This window comes from Chryseobacterium sp. Chry.R1, from assembly GCF_039645525.1.
Taxonomy (GTDB): domain Bacteria; phylum Bacteroidota; class Bacteroidia; order Flavobacteriales; family Weeksellaceae; genus Chryseobacterium; species Chryseobacterium proteolyticum.
In genome coordinates this window covers 3,808,978-3,826,907 of sequence record NZ_CP151793.1, presented here as the reverse complement: position 1 = coordinate 3,826,907, position 17,930 = coordinate 3,808,978, and the positions used below count along the sequence as shown (strand labels likewise).

The window sequence follows — 17,930 nt, the reverse complement described above, 5'->3', positions numbered from 1 at the left end:
TTTATTTAAAATAGAACGTTATATTTGTTTTTCATTGCATTGTTGCTGAATAATACTGGCAATTTGTGTATAATAAGAATGAAAACATAATTATCCGTAAAAATCTGTGAAATCAGTGGTTTGAAAATGATTAATCACAAAATCCACAGCCTTTTTCGGACTTTATTGAAACCATACTACCTATGAAAAGAATTGTATTAATCCTATGTGCAACACTGGCAGCACCTTTATTTATTGCCCAGAGCCATTATAAATACCCATTCAGAAACCCGGAGCTTCCGGTTAATGAAAGAATAGAGAACCTTCTTTCTTTATTGACCACAGAAGAAAAGATAGGAATGATGATGGATAATTCCCAGGCAGTTCCCCGTCTGGAAATTCCTGCCTACGGATGGTGGAATGAAGCACTTCACGGGGTGGCAAGAGCAGGAACAGCCACTGTTTTTCCTCAGGCAATCGGGATGGCTGCCACATGGGATGTTTCGGAGCATTTTAAAACTTTTGAAATGATTTCTGATGAAGCACGGGCAAAATACAACAGATCTTTTGATGAGGCTCAAAAAACAGGGCGGTACGAAGGACTGACCTTCTGGACACCCAATATCAATATTTTTCGTGACCCAAGATGGGGAAGAGGCCAGGAAACCTATGGTGAAGACCCTTATCTGACATCTGTTCTGGGGGTTGCTGCAGTAAAAGGCCTGCAGGGAAAAGACCCGAAATATTTTAAAACCCACGCCTGCGCCAAACATTTTGCGGTACACAGCGGACCGGAATGGAACCGCCACTCTTATAACGCAGAAATTTCTAAAAGAGATCTATATGAGACGTATCTTCCCGCTTTCAAAGCATTGGTTCAGGAAGGGAATGTAAGAGAAGTAATGTGTGCCTACAATGCTTTTGACGGGCAGCCATGTTGTGCAAACAATACTTTACTTACTGAAATTCTCCGTGGAAAATGGAAGTATGACGGAATGGTAGTCTCAGACTGCTGGGCACTGGCCGATTTCTTTCAGAAAAAATACCATGGCACCCATCCTGACGAAAAAACAACCGCGGCAGATGCCCTGAAACATTCTACGGATCTGGAATGCGGAGATACCTATAACAACCTGAATAAATCTCTGGCAAGCGGACTGATTACCGAAAAAGATATTGATGAGTCGATGCGCAGAATCCTGAAAGGCTGGTTTGAATTGGGAATGCTTGATCCGAAATCTTCCGTTCACTGGAATACCATTCCGTATTCTGTAGTCGATTCTGAAGATCATAAAAAGCAGGCACTGAAAATGGCACAAAAGTCAATTGTGCTGATGAAAAACGAAAAGAATATTCTGCCTCTCAGCAGAAGTATTAAAAAAATTGCCGTTGTAGGACCAAATGCCGATGACGGATTGATGCAGTTAGGAAATTATAACGGAACGCCTTCTTCCATTGTAACGATTTTAGACGGAATCAAAACCAAATTTCCAAATGCTGAAATTATTTACGAAAAAGGAAGCGAAGTAACAGATCCTTCGTCCAGAACGTCACTCTATCAGAATTTCATCAGTCAGAAAAACGGCTCGAAAGGAATGAAAGTAACGTTTTTCAATAACAATGAATTCAAAGGCCAGCCGGCAAATACTTCCGTAAATTCCACTGCCATCAGCTACAACAGCTTTGGAGGAACCCAGCTTGCACCCAATGTAGGAAGAGAAAATACCTCAGCCATCATTTCAGGAATTTTCAAAAGTACCTACACAGGAGAGGTCGTGTTTTCTGCTTCCACTTCCGATATCTATACTCTTTTCGTGGACGGAAAAGAAATCGCAACAAGAAAAGGACCTGATGCAAGACATCCTTCAGAGTTTCCTGTAAAAATGGAAAAAGGAAAAGAATACCAGATAGAACTGCGTCATACACAAAAAGGAAAATATGTAAGCATCAGCTTTGAAGTCTACAGAAAAGACCCTGTTAATTTTGCTTCGGTGAGGGAAAAGGTGAAAAATGCAGACGTCATTGTCTTTGCAGGCGGACTTTCTCCAAGTCTGGAAGGTGAAGAGATGATGGTAAATGCAGAAGGCTTCAAAGGCGGTGACAAAACTTCGATTGCCCTTCCTAAAGTCCAGAGGGACCTGTTGGCGGAGCTTAGAAAAACCGGAAAACCTGTTGTTTTTGTTCTTTGCACCGGAAGTGCTCTGGGATTGGAACAGGATGAGAAAAATTACGATGTTTTATTAAATGCCTGGTATGGTGGACAATCAGAAGGAACTGCTGTAGCAGATGTTTTGGCAGGGGATTATAACCCTTCCGGAAAATTACCCATTACCTTTTACAAAAACCTTGAACAGCTGGATAACGCTCTTTCAAAGACAAGCAAACACGAAGGATTTGAAAATTATGATATGCAGGGGAGAACGTACCGTTATATGACGGAAAAGCCTCTTTATCCATTCGGGCATGGCCTGAGTTATTCAAAATTTGTTTACGGAGATTCAAAGCTGAGCAAAAATACGATCAGTACCAACGAAAATGTGACCATCACAATTCCGGTAACCAATGTTTCAGAAAGGGATGGCGAAGAAGTCGTTCAGGTTTATATCAAAAGAAATCATGATGGCCAGGCACCGGTAAAAACGTTAAGGGCTTTTGAAAGAGCTTTAATCAAATCTAAAGAAACAAAAAATATTCAGCTGACGCTCTCTAAAGATTCATTTGCCTTCTATGATGAAAAAGCAGATGATCTGGTTTCAAAACCTGGTGACTATACCATTTTTTATGGCGGAACTTCTGATGATGCGGGGTTAAAAAGTATTCCGTTAAAAGTAAAATAAAAATTGATTCAGGACAAATTGAGACATGCTTTAGCTTCAAAATATACGATCTATGACAACAAAAAATAAAATATTCTCCATCGCGATTTCCCTTAGTGCTGCTTTTTTTTCGGCTCAGAATAATACGGTTCGTACTTTTAACCTGGATCTGAAAGAAACCCCTGCTCCTGTTAAAATACAGCCCACTATGTACGGGATTTTCTTTGAAGACATCAATTTTGCCGCAGACAGCGGATTGTATGCTGAATTGATTAAAAACCGGAGCTTTGAATTTGACGAGCCATTTACAGGCTGGAAACAGCCCAACACAAAAACACTTTCTCCTAATCTGGATTCCGGATTTCTGACCATTTATTCAGAACCTGCCAAAACCAATAAAAATTATGCAAGAATTACCGTTCTCAATGATAAAAACTATATTCTGGAAAATGAAGGATTCAGGGGAATAGGGCTTCATCAGGGAGAACAATATGATTTCAGTTTTGATCTGGAGAATGTTTCAGGAAATATTGCTGCAGTAAATGCAAGTCTTGTTGATGAAAACGGGAAGGAAATTTCTTCAGTTTCCACGCTCATCAAAGGAAAGGGTTGGCAGAAGTATACAGCCGTTTTCAAAGCACCTCAAACTGTAGAAAAAGCAAAACTGCGGATTACATTTACTGGAAACGGCATCGTAAACATGGATATGATCTCCCTCTTCCCGCAAGACACCTGGAAAGGCAGAAAAGGAGGTTTACGAAAAGATCTTGTTCAGAAACTATATGATCTGCAGCCAGGATTTTTGAGATTTCCGGGAGGCTGTATCGTAGAAGGAAGAACGTTGGCAGAACGGTATCAGTGGAAAAAAACAATAGGAAATGTTGCAGACCGCGAATATCTTATCAATAAATGGAGTACAGGATTTCCACATCGGCTTACACCGGATTACGGGCAGTCTTTCGGGTTAGGATTTTATGAATATTTCCAGCTTTCCGAAGATCTGGGTGCAGAACCGGTTCCTATTCTGAGCTGTGGAATGGCATGCCAGTTCAATACGGCAGAACTGGTGAAAATGGAAGACCTTGATCCCTACGTTCAGGATGCCCTGGACCTGATTGAATTTGCCAACGGAGGTTCCGGAACAAAATGGGGTAAAATCCGTACTGAAATGGGACATCCGAAACCTTTTAATTTAAAATTTATCGGAGTGGGAAATGAACAGTGGGGAGCAGATTATATCGAACGTTATAAAGTATTTGAAAAAGCCATTCATGCAAAATATCCGGACATTAAGATCATCTCCGGAAGCGGGCCGTCACCTGATGGCGAGTTCTTTGAATATGGTTGGAAAGAACTGAAGCAGCTTAATGCGCAGATTGTAGATGAGCATTATTACAACTCTCCCGAATGGTTCATGAAAAATGCCGGAAGGTATGACGAATATGACCGTTCCGGACCAAAAGTTTTTGCCGGAGAATATGCAGCCCAATCTGTAGGTGTGGTAAAACCTGATAATAAAAACAACTGGCTGACGGCCCTTTCAGAAGCCGCTTTTATGACCGGTCTTGAAAGAAACGCAGATGTGGTCTATATGACTTCCTACGCACCGCTTTTTGCCCATGCTGATGGCTGGCAGTGGACACCTGACCTTATCTGGTTCAATAATCTGAAATCTTATGCAACCCCGAATTATTATGTTCAGAAATTATTCTCCAACAATAAAGGAACGGATGTACTGAAAATAGAGAGAAACGGAAAAGCGGTATCCGGCCAGGAAAAATTATACGCTACGGCAGTTAAAGATGCCAAAACTCATGAGATTATTATTAAAATAGTTAATACTGATACTCAGGCTAAAACGGTTAATATTAAACCCGGAACTCTGAAAACAGGTAAGAAAATAACCAAAATCCTTCTGTCTGCACCACAGCTTTCTACTGAAAATAGTTTCGATGCTGAGCCCATAAAACCTCAAGAAGAGATTTCTGAAGCCAAAAATGGGGAAATTTCAACGGAAATTCCCGCCAATTCTTTAGTGGTTTTAAAGTTGAAAACAAAATAATTAACTGTAAGACATATATTTATGAAAAATAAGTGTGTTTTTTACATTTATTTAAAATAGAATCTTATATTTGTTTTTATCTCATCACGAGAATTTAAAATCTCAATAATCAAAAACGTTTCACCACCATGAAAAAATATGTTATCGGGCTGGACTACGGTACAGATTCCGTACGGGCCGTTCTTATTGACACTGAAAACGGTTCTGAAATAACTTCTTCAGTCAGCTATTATCAAAGATGGAAAGAAGGTAAATTCTGTAATCCCTCAGCCAATAGTTTCAGACAGCATCCTTCAGATCATATTGAAGGTCTGGAGAAAACCATTTCAGAAGTTGTAAGAGAAAGCGGGATACCGGCAGAGCAGATCGTTAGTATCTGCATTGATACTACAGGCTCTTCACCGTTACCAGTAACAAGTGATGGAGTAGCCTTAGCACTGGTTCCGGGATTTGAAGAGAATCCGAATGCCATGATGGTTTTATGGAAAGACCATACCGCTATCCGCGAAGCTGAAGAAATCAATACCCTTGCAAGAACCTGGGGTGGAGAAGATTATACAAAATATGAAGGCGGTATTTACTCTTCAGAATGGTTCTGGGCCAAAATACTGCACATCAGCAGAGTGGATGCAGGGGTAAAAAATGCTGCTTATAGCTGGATGGAGCACTGTGATTATCTGACTTTCCTTTTATCAGATCATAAAGACCTGGCTACCTTTAAAAGAAGCCGTTGTGCAGCTGGCCACAAAGCCATGTGGCATGAGACATGGGATGGTCTGCCTTCCGAAGAATTCCTCAACAGGCTTGACCCTTCTCTGGGAATGCTCAGAGCAAGATTATACAGGGAAACCTATACTTCAGATGAAGTTGCCGGCTACCTGAATGAAGAATGGGCTGCAAAAACCGGTCTTACCACCCAAACCATTATTACTGTAGGAACTTTTGATGCCCATTCAGGCGCAGTAGGAGCCAGGGTGGAAGAAAATACCCTGATCAGGATCATGGGAACTTCTACCTGCGATATTATGGTTGCCTCACAGGAAGCTATCGGGAATACAACCGTTAAAGGAATCTGCGGACAGGTTGACGGTTCCGTAATTCCAGGACTGATAGGGCTTGAAGCAGGACAGTCAGCCTTTGGAGATGTGCTGGCATGGTATAAAGATATCCTGATGTGGCCGGTTCACCAGGTTATGATGCATTCCGAAAATATTTCAGATGAACAGAAGACAAAGCTCGCAGATGAAATGGAGGCAGGACTTATCAGAAAACTAACCCTTGAAGCAGAAAAAATTCCTCTTTCAGATACTGTTCCGATTGCATTGGACTGGGTTAACGGAAGAAGAACGCCGGATGCAGACCAGGAACTTAAGGCAGCGATCAGCCAGCTTTCTCTGGGAACAAAAGCACCTCATATTTTCAAAGCTTTGGTGAATGCTATTTGTTTCGGAGCTAAGAAGATTGTTGACCGTTTTGAAGAGGAAGGTGTGAAAATCAATAAAGTGATCGGAATCGGTGGAGTAGCAAGGAAATCGCCGTTTATCATGCAGACTCTCGCTAATGTTCTGGATATGCCGATTGCAGTAGCTGCTTCAGATCAGACTCCCGCTTTGGGTGCTGCTGTTTATGCAGCTGTATCAGCAGGAATTTATCCGACCGTACAGGAAGCAAGCATGAAAATGGGCTCCGCATTTGAAGCGGAATACCAGCCGAAAGCGGAAGAAGTACAGCTCTACAGAGAATTAATGCAGCAATACCAGAATCTCGCTGATTTTGTAGAATACAATACCAAACTGAAAAACAACAGGAAGGAACTTCAGAACTCCTGATTCTCCCATTTTAACCTTTTGAATATACTCAAAATGAATACCTATAAAGAACTCCAAAGAGAATGTTATGAAGCGAATATGCAGTTGGATGCCCTGAAGCTGGTGGTCTATACTTTCGGGAATGTAAGTGCTGTAGACCGTGATCAAGGCATTTTTGCCATTAAACCAAGCGGTGTCCCTTATGAAATTTTAAAGCCTGAAGATATGGTGATTCTGGATTTTGATGCCAATGTCATTGAAGGCAGGCTCAGACCTTCTTCCGATACCAAGACCCATGCTTATCTGTATAAAAACTGGGAAAACATCGGTGGAATTTCCCACACTCATGCGATCTATTCCGTGGCGTGGGCACAGGCACAAATGGATATTCCTGTTTTCGGGACCACCCATGCAGACCATTTAACAACAGATATTCCCTGCGCTCCACCTATGCGGGATGAGCTGATTGAAGGAAACTACGAATACAATACAGGAATACAGATTCTGGAATGCTTTAAAGAAAAACAACTCTCTCCGGAAGAAGTAGAAATGGTTCTGATCGGTAATCACGGTCCGTTTACCTGGGGTAAAAACGCAGAGAAGGCTGTTTACAACAGCAAAGTGCTGGAAACCATTGCCGAAATGGCTTATCTCACCAGGCAGATCAATCCTGATGCGGAACGTCTGAAAGACTCACTCATCAAAAAACATTATGAACGTAAGCACGGCAAGAATGCTTATTACGGACAGGAATTTAAACACTAAACACTTCAACATAAACAACTATTAACGATCAACAAAATTATGTTAACATCTCTCAATACCAAAGAAGTCTGGTTCATCACAGGAAGTCAGCATCTTTATGGACCTGAAACACTTGCCCAGGTGGCAGAACACTCTCAGAAAATTGTGGAAGAACTTGAAAAATCTTCTTTCATTCCGGTAAAAGTCATTGTAAAGCCAACGGTAAAAACTACCGAAGAGATATTTGAAACTATTGCAGCCGCCAATCATGCAGAAAACTGTATAGGAGTTATCACCTGGATGCACACCTTTTCACCAGCCAAAATGTGGATCAGGGGATTAAAAATTTTACAGAAACCTCTTCTGCATCTGCATACCCAGTTCAACAGAGATATTCCGTGGTCTACCATGGACATGGACTTTATGAATCTTAACCAGGCAGCTCACGGAGACCGTGAATTTGGTTTTATGGTAAGCAGGCTCCGAAAGAACAGAAAAGTAGTGGTGGGGCACTGGTCAGAAGAAAGAGTTCAGAAACAGATCGGTGACTGGAGCCGCGTTGCTGCAGGCTGGGACGACTGGCAAGGAGCTAAATTTGCACGTTTCGGAGATAATATGCGGTTTGTAGCCGTTACAGATGGAGATAAAGTGGAAGCTGAAACTCAATTCGGATTTTCAGTCAATACCTGGGGAATCGGTGACCTTGTAGGCGTTATCAATTCTGTAAGCGAAGGAGAAATAAAAAGCCTTATGGAAGAATATGAATCTTCTTATCACATGGCAGCCTCTCTTTTGGAAGGAGGGGCCCACAGAAGTTCACTTCACACCGCAGCAAAAATTGAATTGGGACTTGAAAAATTTTTAAAAGACGGAGGTTTTAAAGGATTTTCAGATACCTTTGAAGACCTTCACGGATTGGAACAGCTTCCGGGAATTGCCGTACAGCGCTTGATGCAGAAAGGATACGGATTTGCCGGGGAAGGAGACTGGAAAACCGCAGCACTCGTACGTGCCATGAAAACAATGGGACAGGGCCTTGAAGGTGGAAATGCCTTTATGGAAGATTATACCTATCATCTTGATCCTTCTAACCCTTCTATTTTAGGCTCCCACATGCTGGAAGTAGACCCTGTGCTGGCAGCCGGGAAACCTTCATGTGAGATCCATCCGCTGGGAATCGGAGGAAAAGCAGATCCCGTTCGTCTCGTTTTTAACTCCAGAGGAAATATTGATTCTCTGAACACTGCCCTGATGGACTTTGGAAACCATTTCAGACTGCTGATCAACAAAACCAGAGCATTGGAAATTACAGAAGAGCTGCCAAAACTTCCGGTAGCAAGAGTTTTATGGAAACCTCTTCCTGATTTATATACGGCAGCAGAAGCCTGGATATTGGCAGGAGGGGCACACCATACATGTTACAGTGAAAATATTTCAGCAGAGCAGCTGGAAGATTTTGCTGAGATAGCAGGAATTGAATCATTAGTCATTGATGAAGATACCAGAATGCGTGATTTTAAAAATACACTTCGTTGGAATGAAATGTATTATCGTTAATTAATTTTAAAAAATATGTAAATAATTATGAAAAAAGCAACACATAATGGCATTTTTATTTTATTATTTTTAATTATTTTCGGCTGCAGAAAAGAAAATAACAAACAGGATATTTCAGGAAAAATGGAGAATGTTCATACTTCAGACTATGGAGTTACGCCAAAAGGCGATTCTATTAAAAAATACACGTTGAGCAATAAAAACGGGATGAAAGTTGAAGTCATCAACTTTGGTGGAATTATCACTTCTTTAACCGCCCCAGACAGAAACGGGAAATATGAAGATGTGGTACTCGGCTTTACAAAACCCGAAGGATATTTCGATGGCAACCCTTATTATTTTGGTGCTTTGATCGGAAGATATGGCAATAGGATTGCCAATGCAAAATTCTCACTGGAGGGTAAAGCATACGAAATTGATAAAAATGACGGTCCCAACAGCCTTCACGGAGGAAAAGAAGGATTTCATACCAGGTTCTGGAATATTGAGGCAGTAAAAGATGCAAAATTTCCGACATTAAAATTATCTTATACCAGTGCAGATGGTGAAGAGGGATATCCGGGGAAATTAACAACAACTGTTTTTTACACGCTTACAGATGATAACGCCTTGGAAATTTCTTACGAGGCTGAGACCGATAAACCTACAGTGGTAAATCTTACCCAGCATTCTTATTTTAACCTGTCCGGGAATTTTACTAAAACGATTACCGATCATGAACTACAGATTAATGCAGATCATTTTCTTCCGGTGAACGAAACCTTGATTCCTACGGGTGAACAGAAAGCTGTAAAGGGAACTCCCTTTGATTTTACGGTATCAAAACCGATTGGAAAAGATATCAATGCAGACGACGATCAGCTGAAAAAAGGAAAAGGATATGACCATAACTGGATTCTGAATGGAAAAGGATTAAGAAGCATCGCCAAAGTTTATCATCAGGGAACAGGAAGACTGATGGAAGTCTTCACAGATGAACCCGGTGTGCAGTTTTATTCCGGAAATTTTCTTGACGGAAAATTTGATACCAAAACCGGTGGTAAAAATGAATTCAGAACAGGATTCTGCTTAGAGACGCAACATTTTCCGGATTCACCGAACCAGCCTTCTTTCCCTTCTACAGAATTGAAACCTGGGCAGAAATACCAGTCGAAAACCATCTATAAATTCTCCGTTAAAAAGTAAACTATGGGAAAATTAGCAACTATTGATATTATCATATTCCTGATCTATTTCGTAGTGGTAGCTTCCTACGGATTATGGATCTATAAAAAGAAGAAATCCGAATCTACAGGAAGTAAAGATTATTTCCTGGCGGAAGGATCTTTGACCTGGTGGGCTATTGGGGCCAGTTTAATTGCTTCCAATATTTCTGCTGAACAGTTTATTGGAATGAGTGGTGAAGGTTTCTTTGTAGGAATCGCTGTTGCCGCTTACGAATGGATCGCTGCTCTTGCGCTGATCATTATTGCGGTTTGGTTTATTCCAATCTATCTTAAAAATAAGATCTATACCATGCCCCAGTTTCTGGAAAGAAGGTATAACAAATCTGTTTCACTCATCATGGCCGTATTCTGGCTGTTTCTGTATGTTATCGTGAATCTTACTTCCATTCTTTACCTTGGAGCTCTTGCCATTGATACTTTACTGGGAGGTGAACATCTTCACGGCATTATGATCGGTCTTTTGCTTATGGCTCTTCTGATTGGTCTTGGGGGGATGAAAGTGATAGGATATACAGACGTTATCCAAGTGGCTGTCCTTATTATCGGCGGTTTTGCAACGGTGTATATGGCTTTGCAGATTGTGGACCAGAGAATCAATGGAGCGGCTGTAGGAAATGCTTTAGCAGGATTTAATACCCTGATTAATGAGGCTCCGCAGCACTTTAAGCTGGTTCTTCAAAAACCAACAACGACCACAACTACGTTAGCAATGCCTCAGAATCTGGATGTACAGAAGTATGTCGTATTACCTGGTTTGGCAATGTATTTTGCCGGTCAGTGGATTGTTAACCTGAACTATTGGGGCTGTAATCAGTACATCACTCAGAGAGCTTTAGGGGCAGACCTGAAGACAGCAAGAACAGGAATTTTATTTGCCGGTTTTCTGAAACTATTCATGCCTGTGATCGTAATGCTTCCGGGAATTGCCGCTTATGTTTTATATTCAAAAGGACACCTTCCGGGATTCAACGGGGTAAAAGACGGAGCCTACTCTGCAATATTAGGATTTTTACCCGTAGGATTGAAAGGATTGGCTATTGCCGCTTTGACCGCAGCGATTGTGGCTTCACTGGCAGGAAAAGTGAACAGTATTTCAACAATTTTTACGCTGGATATCTATAAAAAATACCTTAAAACAGATGCTACCGAAATCCAGATGGTGAGAACAGGCCGTTGGGTCATTATTATTGCCATGATGGTTGCATTGGCTTTTACCTGGACAGACGTTTTAGGAATTGGAGGTGAAGGAGGTTTCACATTCATCCAGAAATATACAGGCTTTATCAGTCCTGGAGTTTTTGCCATGTTCCTTCTGGGAATGTTCTGGAAAAGAACAACGGGTACAGCAGCTTTGGTAGGGGTTATTTTAGGTTTTGTACTGGCGATCTTCTTCAACAGTTTTGCTGTAGAGATTTTCGGGAAAGAAACATGGTTGTATACTGCATTCACTTATGAAAAGCTGGAGAATGGTGTAGTTCATACCATTACCGAGATTCCTTTCCTGATCAATATGGGATGGTCATTCTTTATCACGATAATCGTGATGATCCTGATCAGTCTTGCAGGTCCGAAAGTAAACCCTAAAGCTTTTGCCATTGATGTGACGATGTTTAAAGTGGACAACAGAACTTTAGTATTGATCGTAATGACACTGCTTTTACTGACTGCTTTATATGTAAGGTTTTGGTAGAAATTATTATACATAACAAATAAAATAGGATGCTGAAAAAGCATCCTATTTTTTTGATCTTAGAATTGGTTATGTACGTTTAGTTCATTGCAATAAATTTGAACTTAAACAGCTGGCAGGATGTACCATAATAATCCCAAAGATGTAAGTTTGAATTACCATCCATGGTACAGTTGGGAATATCCCAGCCGCGTGTAGGATCCACCTTGGATAGTATTTTGTAATAACCATTAGAGACAGCAACTACCTGCCAGGCTTGTGCGTCATTACTATAGTTCTGCCAAAGCCTGATCGAAGTTCCCAATGTATTACTATTGCTGGCCAGATCAATACAACGATTGGTTGTGCTGGCTTTGGATACAAAACGCCAGTAGCCATTACCTGCGTCAATGGCAACCCATCGCTGGGCAGCAGCGCCATTCCTTGTCCATGGCCTTAATACTGCACCATTGGCGTCTTCTCCTGATTTCAGATCAACTACTTTGTTGGCATCAGTCTGAAATTCGATCTCATAAATACCATTATTAACCAGGCTACTGTTTGTGTTGCAGTTGGCAACGGGGTAGTTGGAGGATGCATATTGCTGAAACCACTGTTTAACCGGGGCAGCGCAGGCTTCCCAATCGTTGTTGTAGGCTGTTCCCGCATTAGGATCGCCTTTGTGGAGGAGATTATCCGGGGCAAGAACATTCCAGCTTACATTGCCGGATTGATCCACGATGTATTTTAAGTTGGCACCAAATCCGCTTCCGCCTGCCGTACCGGTATTACCAATGCCGAAGGTACCATATCCTTGTGGAGCCCAGTCGGTTTCGGTAATGGCGATCGGTGCAATGTCTGCAATCGGCTTAACGTTTACATTCCATGCGTTCTGAAAGGATTGATAGTTGCTGAGACCACCCCAGTAACCGGGATAAATATGAACAGCGTAGCCAATATTACCTCCTGTGATCTGATTATTGACATAGCCTTGATAATGCGATTGCCAGCCTGTACCCGGTATCCAGCAAACATTATTAGCCCCGTTGTTACGGATGATGTTAACCAGTGGCTGGAAGAAGTTTTTAAGTGCTGCAAAGTGCTCGTTTCCTGTCGATCCCCATGTGCCATTTGTGCCCAGAATCTCAACAGGTTCGTTGGCTAATTCAAACATCACATTGTCAGCATTCTTTAATCCGGGATGCTGAGACAGAAAAGTCCATACGGTCTTCAGATAGCTATGGTACGCATCATTGACTGCAATACGATTTGGGCATACACCTGGTGGGCGAAGGATGACATACATTCCCAGACTGCGGGCATGGTTGATCAGTGGGATAATTACCTGATCGGTGTAGGTAACCAGGCGGCTGTAATTGAATCTTGAGATATCGTTCTCCGGGATAGCCGGTCCGGGATCATTGGTCCAATACGGATCAATATGAAGGCGGATATAATTGAGATACCAGCCATCGGAAGCACTGCTGAGCTTGTTCATAACAGCTTTGTTGTAGTTCAGAGCACCCTGTACATTGTAATTATCCCAGGTACAGTAGCCGGAATTCGCACCATATTGACATCCATTGAACCAGGGGCTGGGGGTTATGGCAACCCCATGTAAGATAACGTTATTGTCACAAGGGTCTTTAAGGTATCTGCCTCCAACATGCAGCATTGGAGTTGCTGCCAATGCCCTTGCACTGGCATTGGCGCTTACATTGTTTTCAGGTTCTTCTTGTAAAGTTTTTTCCATCCGGGAGCAGCCCGAAAGAATGGTTAACAGAAAGGCCATAAATAGCCACATTGTGTTTGTTCTCATAATTTATATATTAAAGGGTTATTAATTTTGTTTTTGGTGATCGATTTTTTCCTCTTTACCCTTAGAAGGATCAGGCAGATACTCGATTTTTTTAAATCTTAATGGGATAGTTGACTGGACAGGGCGTATTGACTAAAAACTGCTTATCTCAAAGTGTTATAATCTGTTGCGGTTTTTCGGCATTAATCACGGGGAGGAAATGACAGGACTATCTCTGTCAGGTTTCAGATATGAAAACCCTTATTCTCTTTTTCTCCATTTTTCACGCATGAAGCATGATATGACGAAAATTCAAATAAATGATATTTATTGTTGTTAGTTTTGTATAAAAATACATATTTATTTAAATATATGGTAGTATTTTAGTTAAAATTAACATAAAAAAATAATATCATAAATATAATAATTGGCAAATAGTTATAATTGTTTTATTTGAAAGGGAAAATAGAAAAGCTTATCATAAATTTTCTTTATGATACTTCTATAAAAAGGCGCAAATGTTTATTTGCCAGCTGAAATTTCCAGGTTAGCTCAAAAAAAATCCCGTAAAAAACGAGATTTCATTTATCTTAAGGTCATAGAAGATTTGTGGAAAGGTGCAGGGTATAGATATTAAAATAGATGATTTGCATCATATCAAAAACAATTACATTTTAAACATAAACCCGCGCGATATTTTCTTGGTGTATTTTTTTTCGTCAAAGCGGTAAAGAAAAGAACCTTTTCTGGATGAGGACATATCCTTTTTATTGGTATTGACAAGGATATCCATGCTATTGATCTTGCTTGTGAAATTACGCTTATCGAATTTTTCGTCAAAAATGGCTTCATAAAGATTCTGAAGATCCTTCATGGTGAATTTCTCAGGAAGAAGCTCAAAGCCGATAGGTCCGGTGGAAGCTCTTCTCCGCAGTCTGGCTACCGCATCCTTTACCATATCGTTATGATCGAAAATAAGGTCCGGTGCTTTCTGAAGCTCAACCCATTCTGCACTGTACTGTTCATTGATCTGAATATCTTTTTCAATATTGATCAATGCATAGTAGGAGATTGACATGATTCTGGCTGTAGGCTCACGTTTAATTTCCGTATAACATTTCAGCTGTTCAAGATAAATATTTTCAAGACCGGTTAATGTATACAGAACCCTGTTGGCCGCTTCATCGGATGTCTCTTCACTGCCAATGAATCCACCCATGAGGGACCATTCGCCCATCTGGGGTTCAAAATTTCTTTTTACCAATAGGATTTTAAGATTTTCGCCATCAAAACCGAAAATAATACAGTCAACAGCAACCAGGTGTTTGGGATATTGGGAGTAATCCTCAGTCATCTTTTATATTTTGATGCAAAGGTAAAACTTTTATACTTACGATCTTATACAAATGTAATTCTTACACTTTTAAATCTGAATCATTATTTTTATTAAAACGATTCTACAAAGGTATTTTGGGAGCTAAAACTGGGATTAAAAATGAAAAATAGCAATGAAATCCAGTTAAATGTATATGAATTTAATGTTAAAATTGTGTTAAAATTAGAATTAACACTTATTATTATTAATTAAAATAGCTTAACGTTAAAAATACGATAAGGTATTCACTATATTATTGAAATTTTTATTAAAACGTATTCTTAATTCATTTTCATAGGGAATCCTGTGATTGCAAAGTTTTCTTTTTCTGTGAATTGATTATCTTATTTTTTATGATAAGGTAGTGGCTTTTCTTTTATTTTCCGGGCTTTGTGAAAGGTTTTAAATAATAAAATAACTAAAACAGACTCAAAAAAAGTTTCGTATATAGATTGTTTCCATTATTTTAGAAATGTTGAATTAACATTTATTCATGAGACCAAAATTTTCAGTTATTTTATTGTGTTTCACTTCATTTACCTCAGCGCAGGTAAAGGAGAAAATTCATTATTTCCCTTTGGAAACTGTAAGGTTATCAGAGAGTGTTTTCAATAAAGCCATGACAGCAGACCGGAAATACCTTATGGAGATGGAGCCGGACAGATTGCTGGCTCCCTATCTTAAGGAAGCCCGGCTGAAGCCAAAAGCTGATAATTATCCCAATTGGGAAAACACCGGATTAGATGGTCATATAGGAGGACACTACATTTCTGCACTATCACTAATGTATGCTTCCACAGGTGATTCCGGAATCAAGCAGAGGATTGATTATATGATCAGTGAGCTGGAACGATGCCAGAAAGCCTCTCCGGACGGATACATTTCTGGGGTTCCCAACGGGAAAAAGATCTGGAAAGAAATAAAGCAGGGGAATATACGCGCCTCAGGTTTTGGATTGAATGATCGCTGGGTTCCTTTGTATAATATTCATAAGTTATATGCAGGATTACGCGATGCCTATTGGTATGCAAAAAGTGAAAAAGCAAAGACAACGTTGATCCGACTTACGGATTGGATGCTGAATGAAGTGTCAGGCCTTTCTGATGAACAGATGCAGGATATGCTGCGCAGTGAGCATGGAGGACTTAACGAAGTTTTTGCGGATGTTTACGATATCACCCATGAAAAAAAATATCTGCAACTGGCTCATCGCTTTTCCCATCAGGCTATCCTTAATCCTCTTCTGGCGGGAGAAGATAAGCTTACAGGTCTTCATGCCAATACACAAATTCCAAAAGTAATCGGCTACAAACGCATTGCTGATCTTGAAAATAATACTTCATGGAGTAATGCCGCTGATTTTTTCTGGCATAATATTACCGAGAAAAGATCGTCTGTTATTGGAGGTAACAGTGTCAGTGAGCATTTTAACCCTGTCAATGATTTCAGCAGCATGATAAAAAGTATTGAAGGTCCGGAAACCTGCAATACATACAATATGCTGAAGCTGACCAAAGAGCTTTATGCAACACTGCCCGAATCTTATTACATAGATTATTACGAAAAAGCATTATACAATCATATCCTTTCCACGGAAAATTATAAACAGGGAGGCTTCGTGTACTTTACCCCGATGCGTCCCGGATACTATCGTGTTTATTCACAGCCTCAGACCAGCTTCTGGTGCTGTGTAGGATCGGGGATGGAAAATCATGCCAAATACGGGGAAATGATTTATGCCCGGTCGGATAAGGATTTATATGTGAACCTGTTTATTCCTTCCACATTGACCTGGAAACAGCAAAAAGTCATAGTTCGTCAGGTGAACAACTTCCCGGAAGTTCCTGAAACAACACTGATCTTTGATGCCGCAGGAAAATCAGAATTTGGTTTAAAACTAAGATGTCCGGAATGGACCACAGCCTCGGAAGTAAGAATTCTGATCAACGGAAAACAGGAGAAAGTACAACGAGGTTCCGATGGCTATTTTACACTGACTAAAAGATGGAAAAAAGGAGATGTTGTGAAAATGATTTTGCCGATGCATCTTTCTGCAGAACAACTTCCTGACCATTCCAATTATTATGCATTTAAATACGGACCTGTAGTGCTTGCTGCAAAATATGGAACCGAAGGCCAGCAGGGACTTCTTGCGGACGATAGCAGAGGCGGCCATATTGCTCATGGTCCGCAGATTCCTTTAAACGAAATTCCAGTTATCCTTGGAAATTCTTCCGAGGTGCTTAGCCATGTTACATTTTTGAACAGTAAACCGCTCAACTTTGCCGTTACAGGGCTTTATCCGTCGGAAAAATTCGGGAAAGGTTTAGAGCTTGTACCGTTTTACAGTATCCAGGCAGAAAGATATATTCTGTACTGGCCGCAGGCCGACAAAAACGGGATAGAAAATATGCTGAAACAGAAGGCGAAAGAGGAATCGGAAACCAAAGAACTGGATGTCATCACAACTGATAGAATCCAATTAGGAGAACAGCAGCCGGAATCAGATCATTTTATAGAAAGCAAAGACTCTGGTACAGGCTATATGGAAGACCGGCACTTCCGAGATGCCAAAGGCTGGTTTAGCTATCAGATGAAAAATAACGAAAAAAATGCTTCATTCCTTTACCTGCTTTATTTTGATGCCAATGCCAATCGAGTACTGAATATTGAAATCAACGGTAAAAACATCATTACTCAGAATTTGAACGGAAAGTCCGGAGCCTTATCTCAATATCTGGTTGTTCCGATACCGGATTCAGAAAAGAATAAAGAACATCTAACGGTAAAATTCCTGGCAGATGAAAAATTGATGACCGCTAAAATCATCGAAGTCCGTTTGCTGAAAGGAAAATACGAAAAGCAATACAAGCTGAACTAAAAATAAAAACAGATT

Annotated in this window: 10 protein-coding genes; 8 read left to right on the top strand and 2 right to left on the bottom strand. The window is 40.6% G+C overall.

What is annotated here, in order from left to right:
• The first annotated feature begins 182 nt into the window (after window positions 1–182).
• The 7 genes from AAEU33_RS17145 (at window position 183) to AAEU33_RS17115 (ending at window position 11,882) form a co-directional block, all read left to right on the top strand.
• Window positions 183–2,816: a glycoside hydrolase family 3 C-terminal domain-containing protein gene (locus tag AAEU33_RS17145; RefSeq protein WP_345989127.1), complete on the top strand. Its 2,634-nt coding sequence runs from the start codon at window positions 183–185 to the stop codon at window positions 2,814–2,816.
• 52 nt (window positions 2,817–2,868) lie between these two features.
• Window positions 2,869–4,857 carry an alpha-L-arabinofuranosidase C-terminal domain-containing protein gene (locus tag AAEU33_RS17140; protein ID WP_345989125.1) on the top strand — a complete coding sequence of 663 codons (1,989 nt, stop codon included), beginning with the start codon at window positions 2,869–2,871 and terminating at the stop codon, window positions 4,855–4,857.
• 128 nt (window positions 4,858–4,985) lie between these two features.
• Window positions 4,986–6,686: a ribulokinase gene (locus AAEU33_RS17135; protein WP_345989122.1), complete on the top strand. Its 1,701-nt coding sequence runs from the start codon at window positions 4,986–4,988 to the stop codon at window positions 6,684–6,686.
• 33 nt (window positions 6,687–6,719) lie between these two features.
• Window positions 6,720–7,430 carry an L-ribulose-5-phosphate 4-epimerase gene (locus tag AAEU33_RS17130; protein WP_345989120.1) on the top strand — a complete coding sequence of 237 codons (711 nt, stop codon included), beginning with the start codon at window positions 6,720–6,722 and terminating at the stop codon, window positions 7,428–7,430.
• Window positions 7,431–7,469: 39 nt separating this feature from the next.
• On the top strand, window positions 7,470–8,966 hold the full coding sequence (gene araA, locus AAEU33_RS17125; protein ID WP_345989118.1) for an L-arabinose isomerase: 1,497 nt from the start codon (window positions 7,470–7,472) through the stop codon (window positions 8,964–8,966).
• Window positions 8,967–8,993: 27 nt separating this feature from the next.
• The gene (locus AAEU33_RS17120) at window positions 8,994–10,151 is read left to right on the top strand and encodes an aldose epimerase family protein (RefSeq protein WP_345989116.1); all 1,158 of its coding nucleotides are present in this window, start codon (window positions 8,994–8,996) and stop codon (window positions 10,149–10,151) included.
• A gap of 3 nt (window positions 10,152–10,154) precedes the next feature.
• Window positions 10,155–11,882 carry a sodium/solute symporter gene (locus AAEU33_RS17115; protein WP_345989114.1) on the top strand — a complete coding sequence of 576 codons (1,728 nt, stop codon included), beginning with the start codon at window positions 10,155–10,157 and terminating at the stop codon, window positions 11,880–11,882.
• A 79-nt stretch (window positions 11,883–11,961) separates the two neighbouring features.
• Here AAEU33_RS17115 and AAEU33_RS17110 read toward each other — a convergent pair whose 3' ends face one another.
• Both AAEU33_RS17110 and AAEU33_RS17105 read right to left on the bottom strand, forming a co-directional pair.
• Entirely contained in the window at window positions 11,962–13,680 is a 1,719-nt protein-coding gene (locus tag AAEU33_RS17110) for an RICIN domain-containing protein (RefSeq protein WP_345989112.1), read from the bottom strand.
• A gap of 646 nt (window positions 13,681–14,326) precedes the next feature.
• The gene (locus tag AAEU33_RS17105) at window positions 14,327–15,013 is read right to left on the bottom strand and encodes an NUDIX domain-containing protein (protein WP_345989110.1); all 687 of its coding nucleotides are present in this window, start codon (window positions 15,011–15,013) and stop codon (window positions 14,327–14,329) included.
• Window positions 15,014–15,527: 514 nt separating this feature from the next.
• Between AAEU33_RS17105 and AAEU33_RS17100 the strand changes: the two genes are divergently transcribed.
• Window positions 15,528–17,915, top strand: coding sequence for a glycoside hydrolase family 127 protein (locus tag AAEU33_RS17100; RefSeq protein WP_345989108.1), 2,388 nt, complete (start codon window positions 15,528–15,530; stop codon window positions 17,913–17,915).
• The last annotated feature ends 15 nt before the right edge of the window (window positions 17,916–17,930 follow it).

Excerpts from the sequence above, each read along its gene's own strand:
- AAEU33_RS17145 (WP_345989127.1), top strand. The coding sequence starts at position 183 with ATGAAAAGAATTGTATTAATCCTATGTGCAACACTGGCAGCACCTTTA.
- AAEU33_RS17140 (WP_345989125.1), top strand. The coding sequence starts at position 2,869 with ATGACAACAAAAAATAAAATATTCTCCATCGCGATTTCCCTTAGTGCT.
- AAEU33_RS17135 (WP_345989122.1), top strand. The coding sequence starts at position 4,986 with ATGAAAAAATATGTTATCGGGCTGGACTACGGTACAGATTCCGTACGG.
- AAEU33_RS17130 (WP_345989120.1), top strand. The coding sequence starts at position 6,720 with ATGAATACCTATAAAGAACTCCAAAGAGAATGTTATGAAGCGAATATG.
- araA (WP_345989118.1), top strand. The coding sequence starts at position 7,470 with ATGTTAACATCTCTCAATACCAAAGAAGTCTGGTTCATCACAGGAAGT.
- AAEU33_RS17120 (WP_345989116.1), top strand. The coding sequence starts at position 8,994 with ATGAAAAAAGCAACACATAATGGCATTTTTATTTTATTATTTTTAATT.
- AAEU33_RS17115 (WP_345989114.1), top strand. The coding sequence starts at position 10,155 with ATGGGAAAATTAGCAACTATTGATATTATCATATTCCTGATCTATTTC.
- AAEU33_RS17110 (WP_345989112.1), bottom strand. The coding sequence starts at position 13,680 with ATGAGAACAAACACAATGTGGCTATTTATGGCCTTTCTGTTAACCATT.
- AAEU33_RS17105 (WP_345989110.1), bottom strand. The coding sequence starts at position 15,013 with ATGACTGAGGATTACTCCCAATATCCCAAACACCTGGTTGCTGTTGAC.
- AAEU33_RS17100 (WP_345989108.1), top strand. The coding sequence starts at position 15,528 with ATGAGACCAAAATTTTCAGTTATTTTATTGTGTTTCACTTCATTTACC.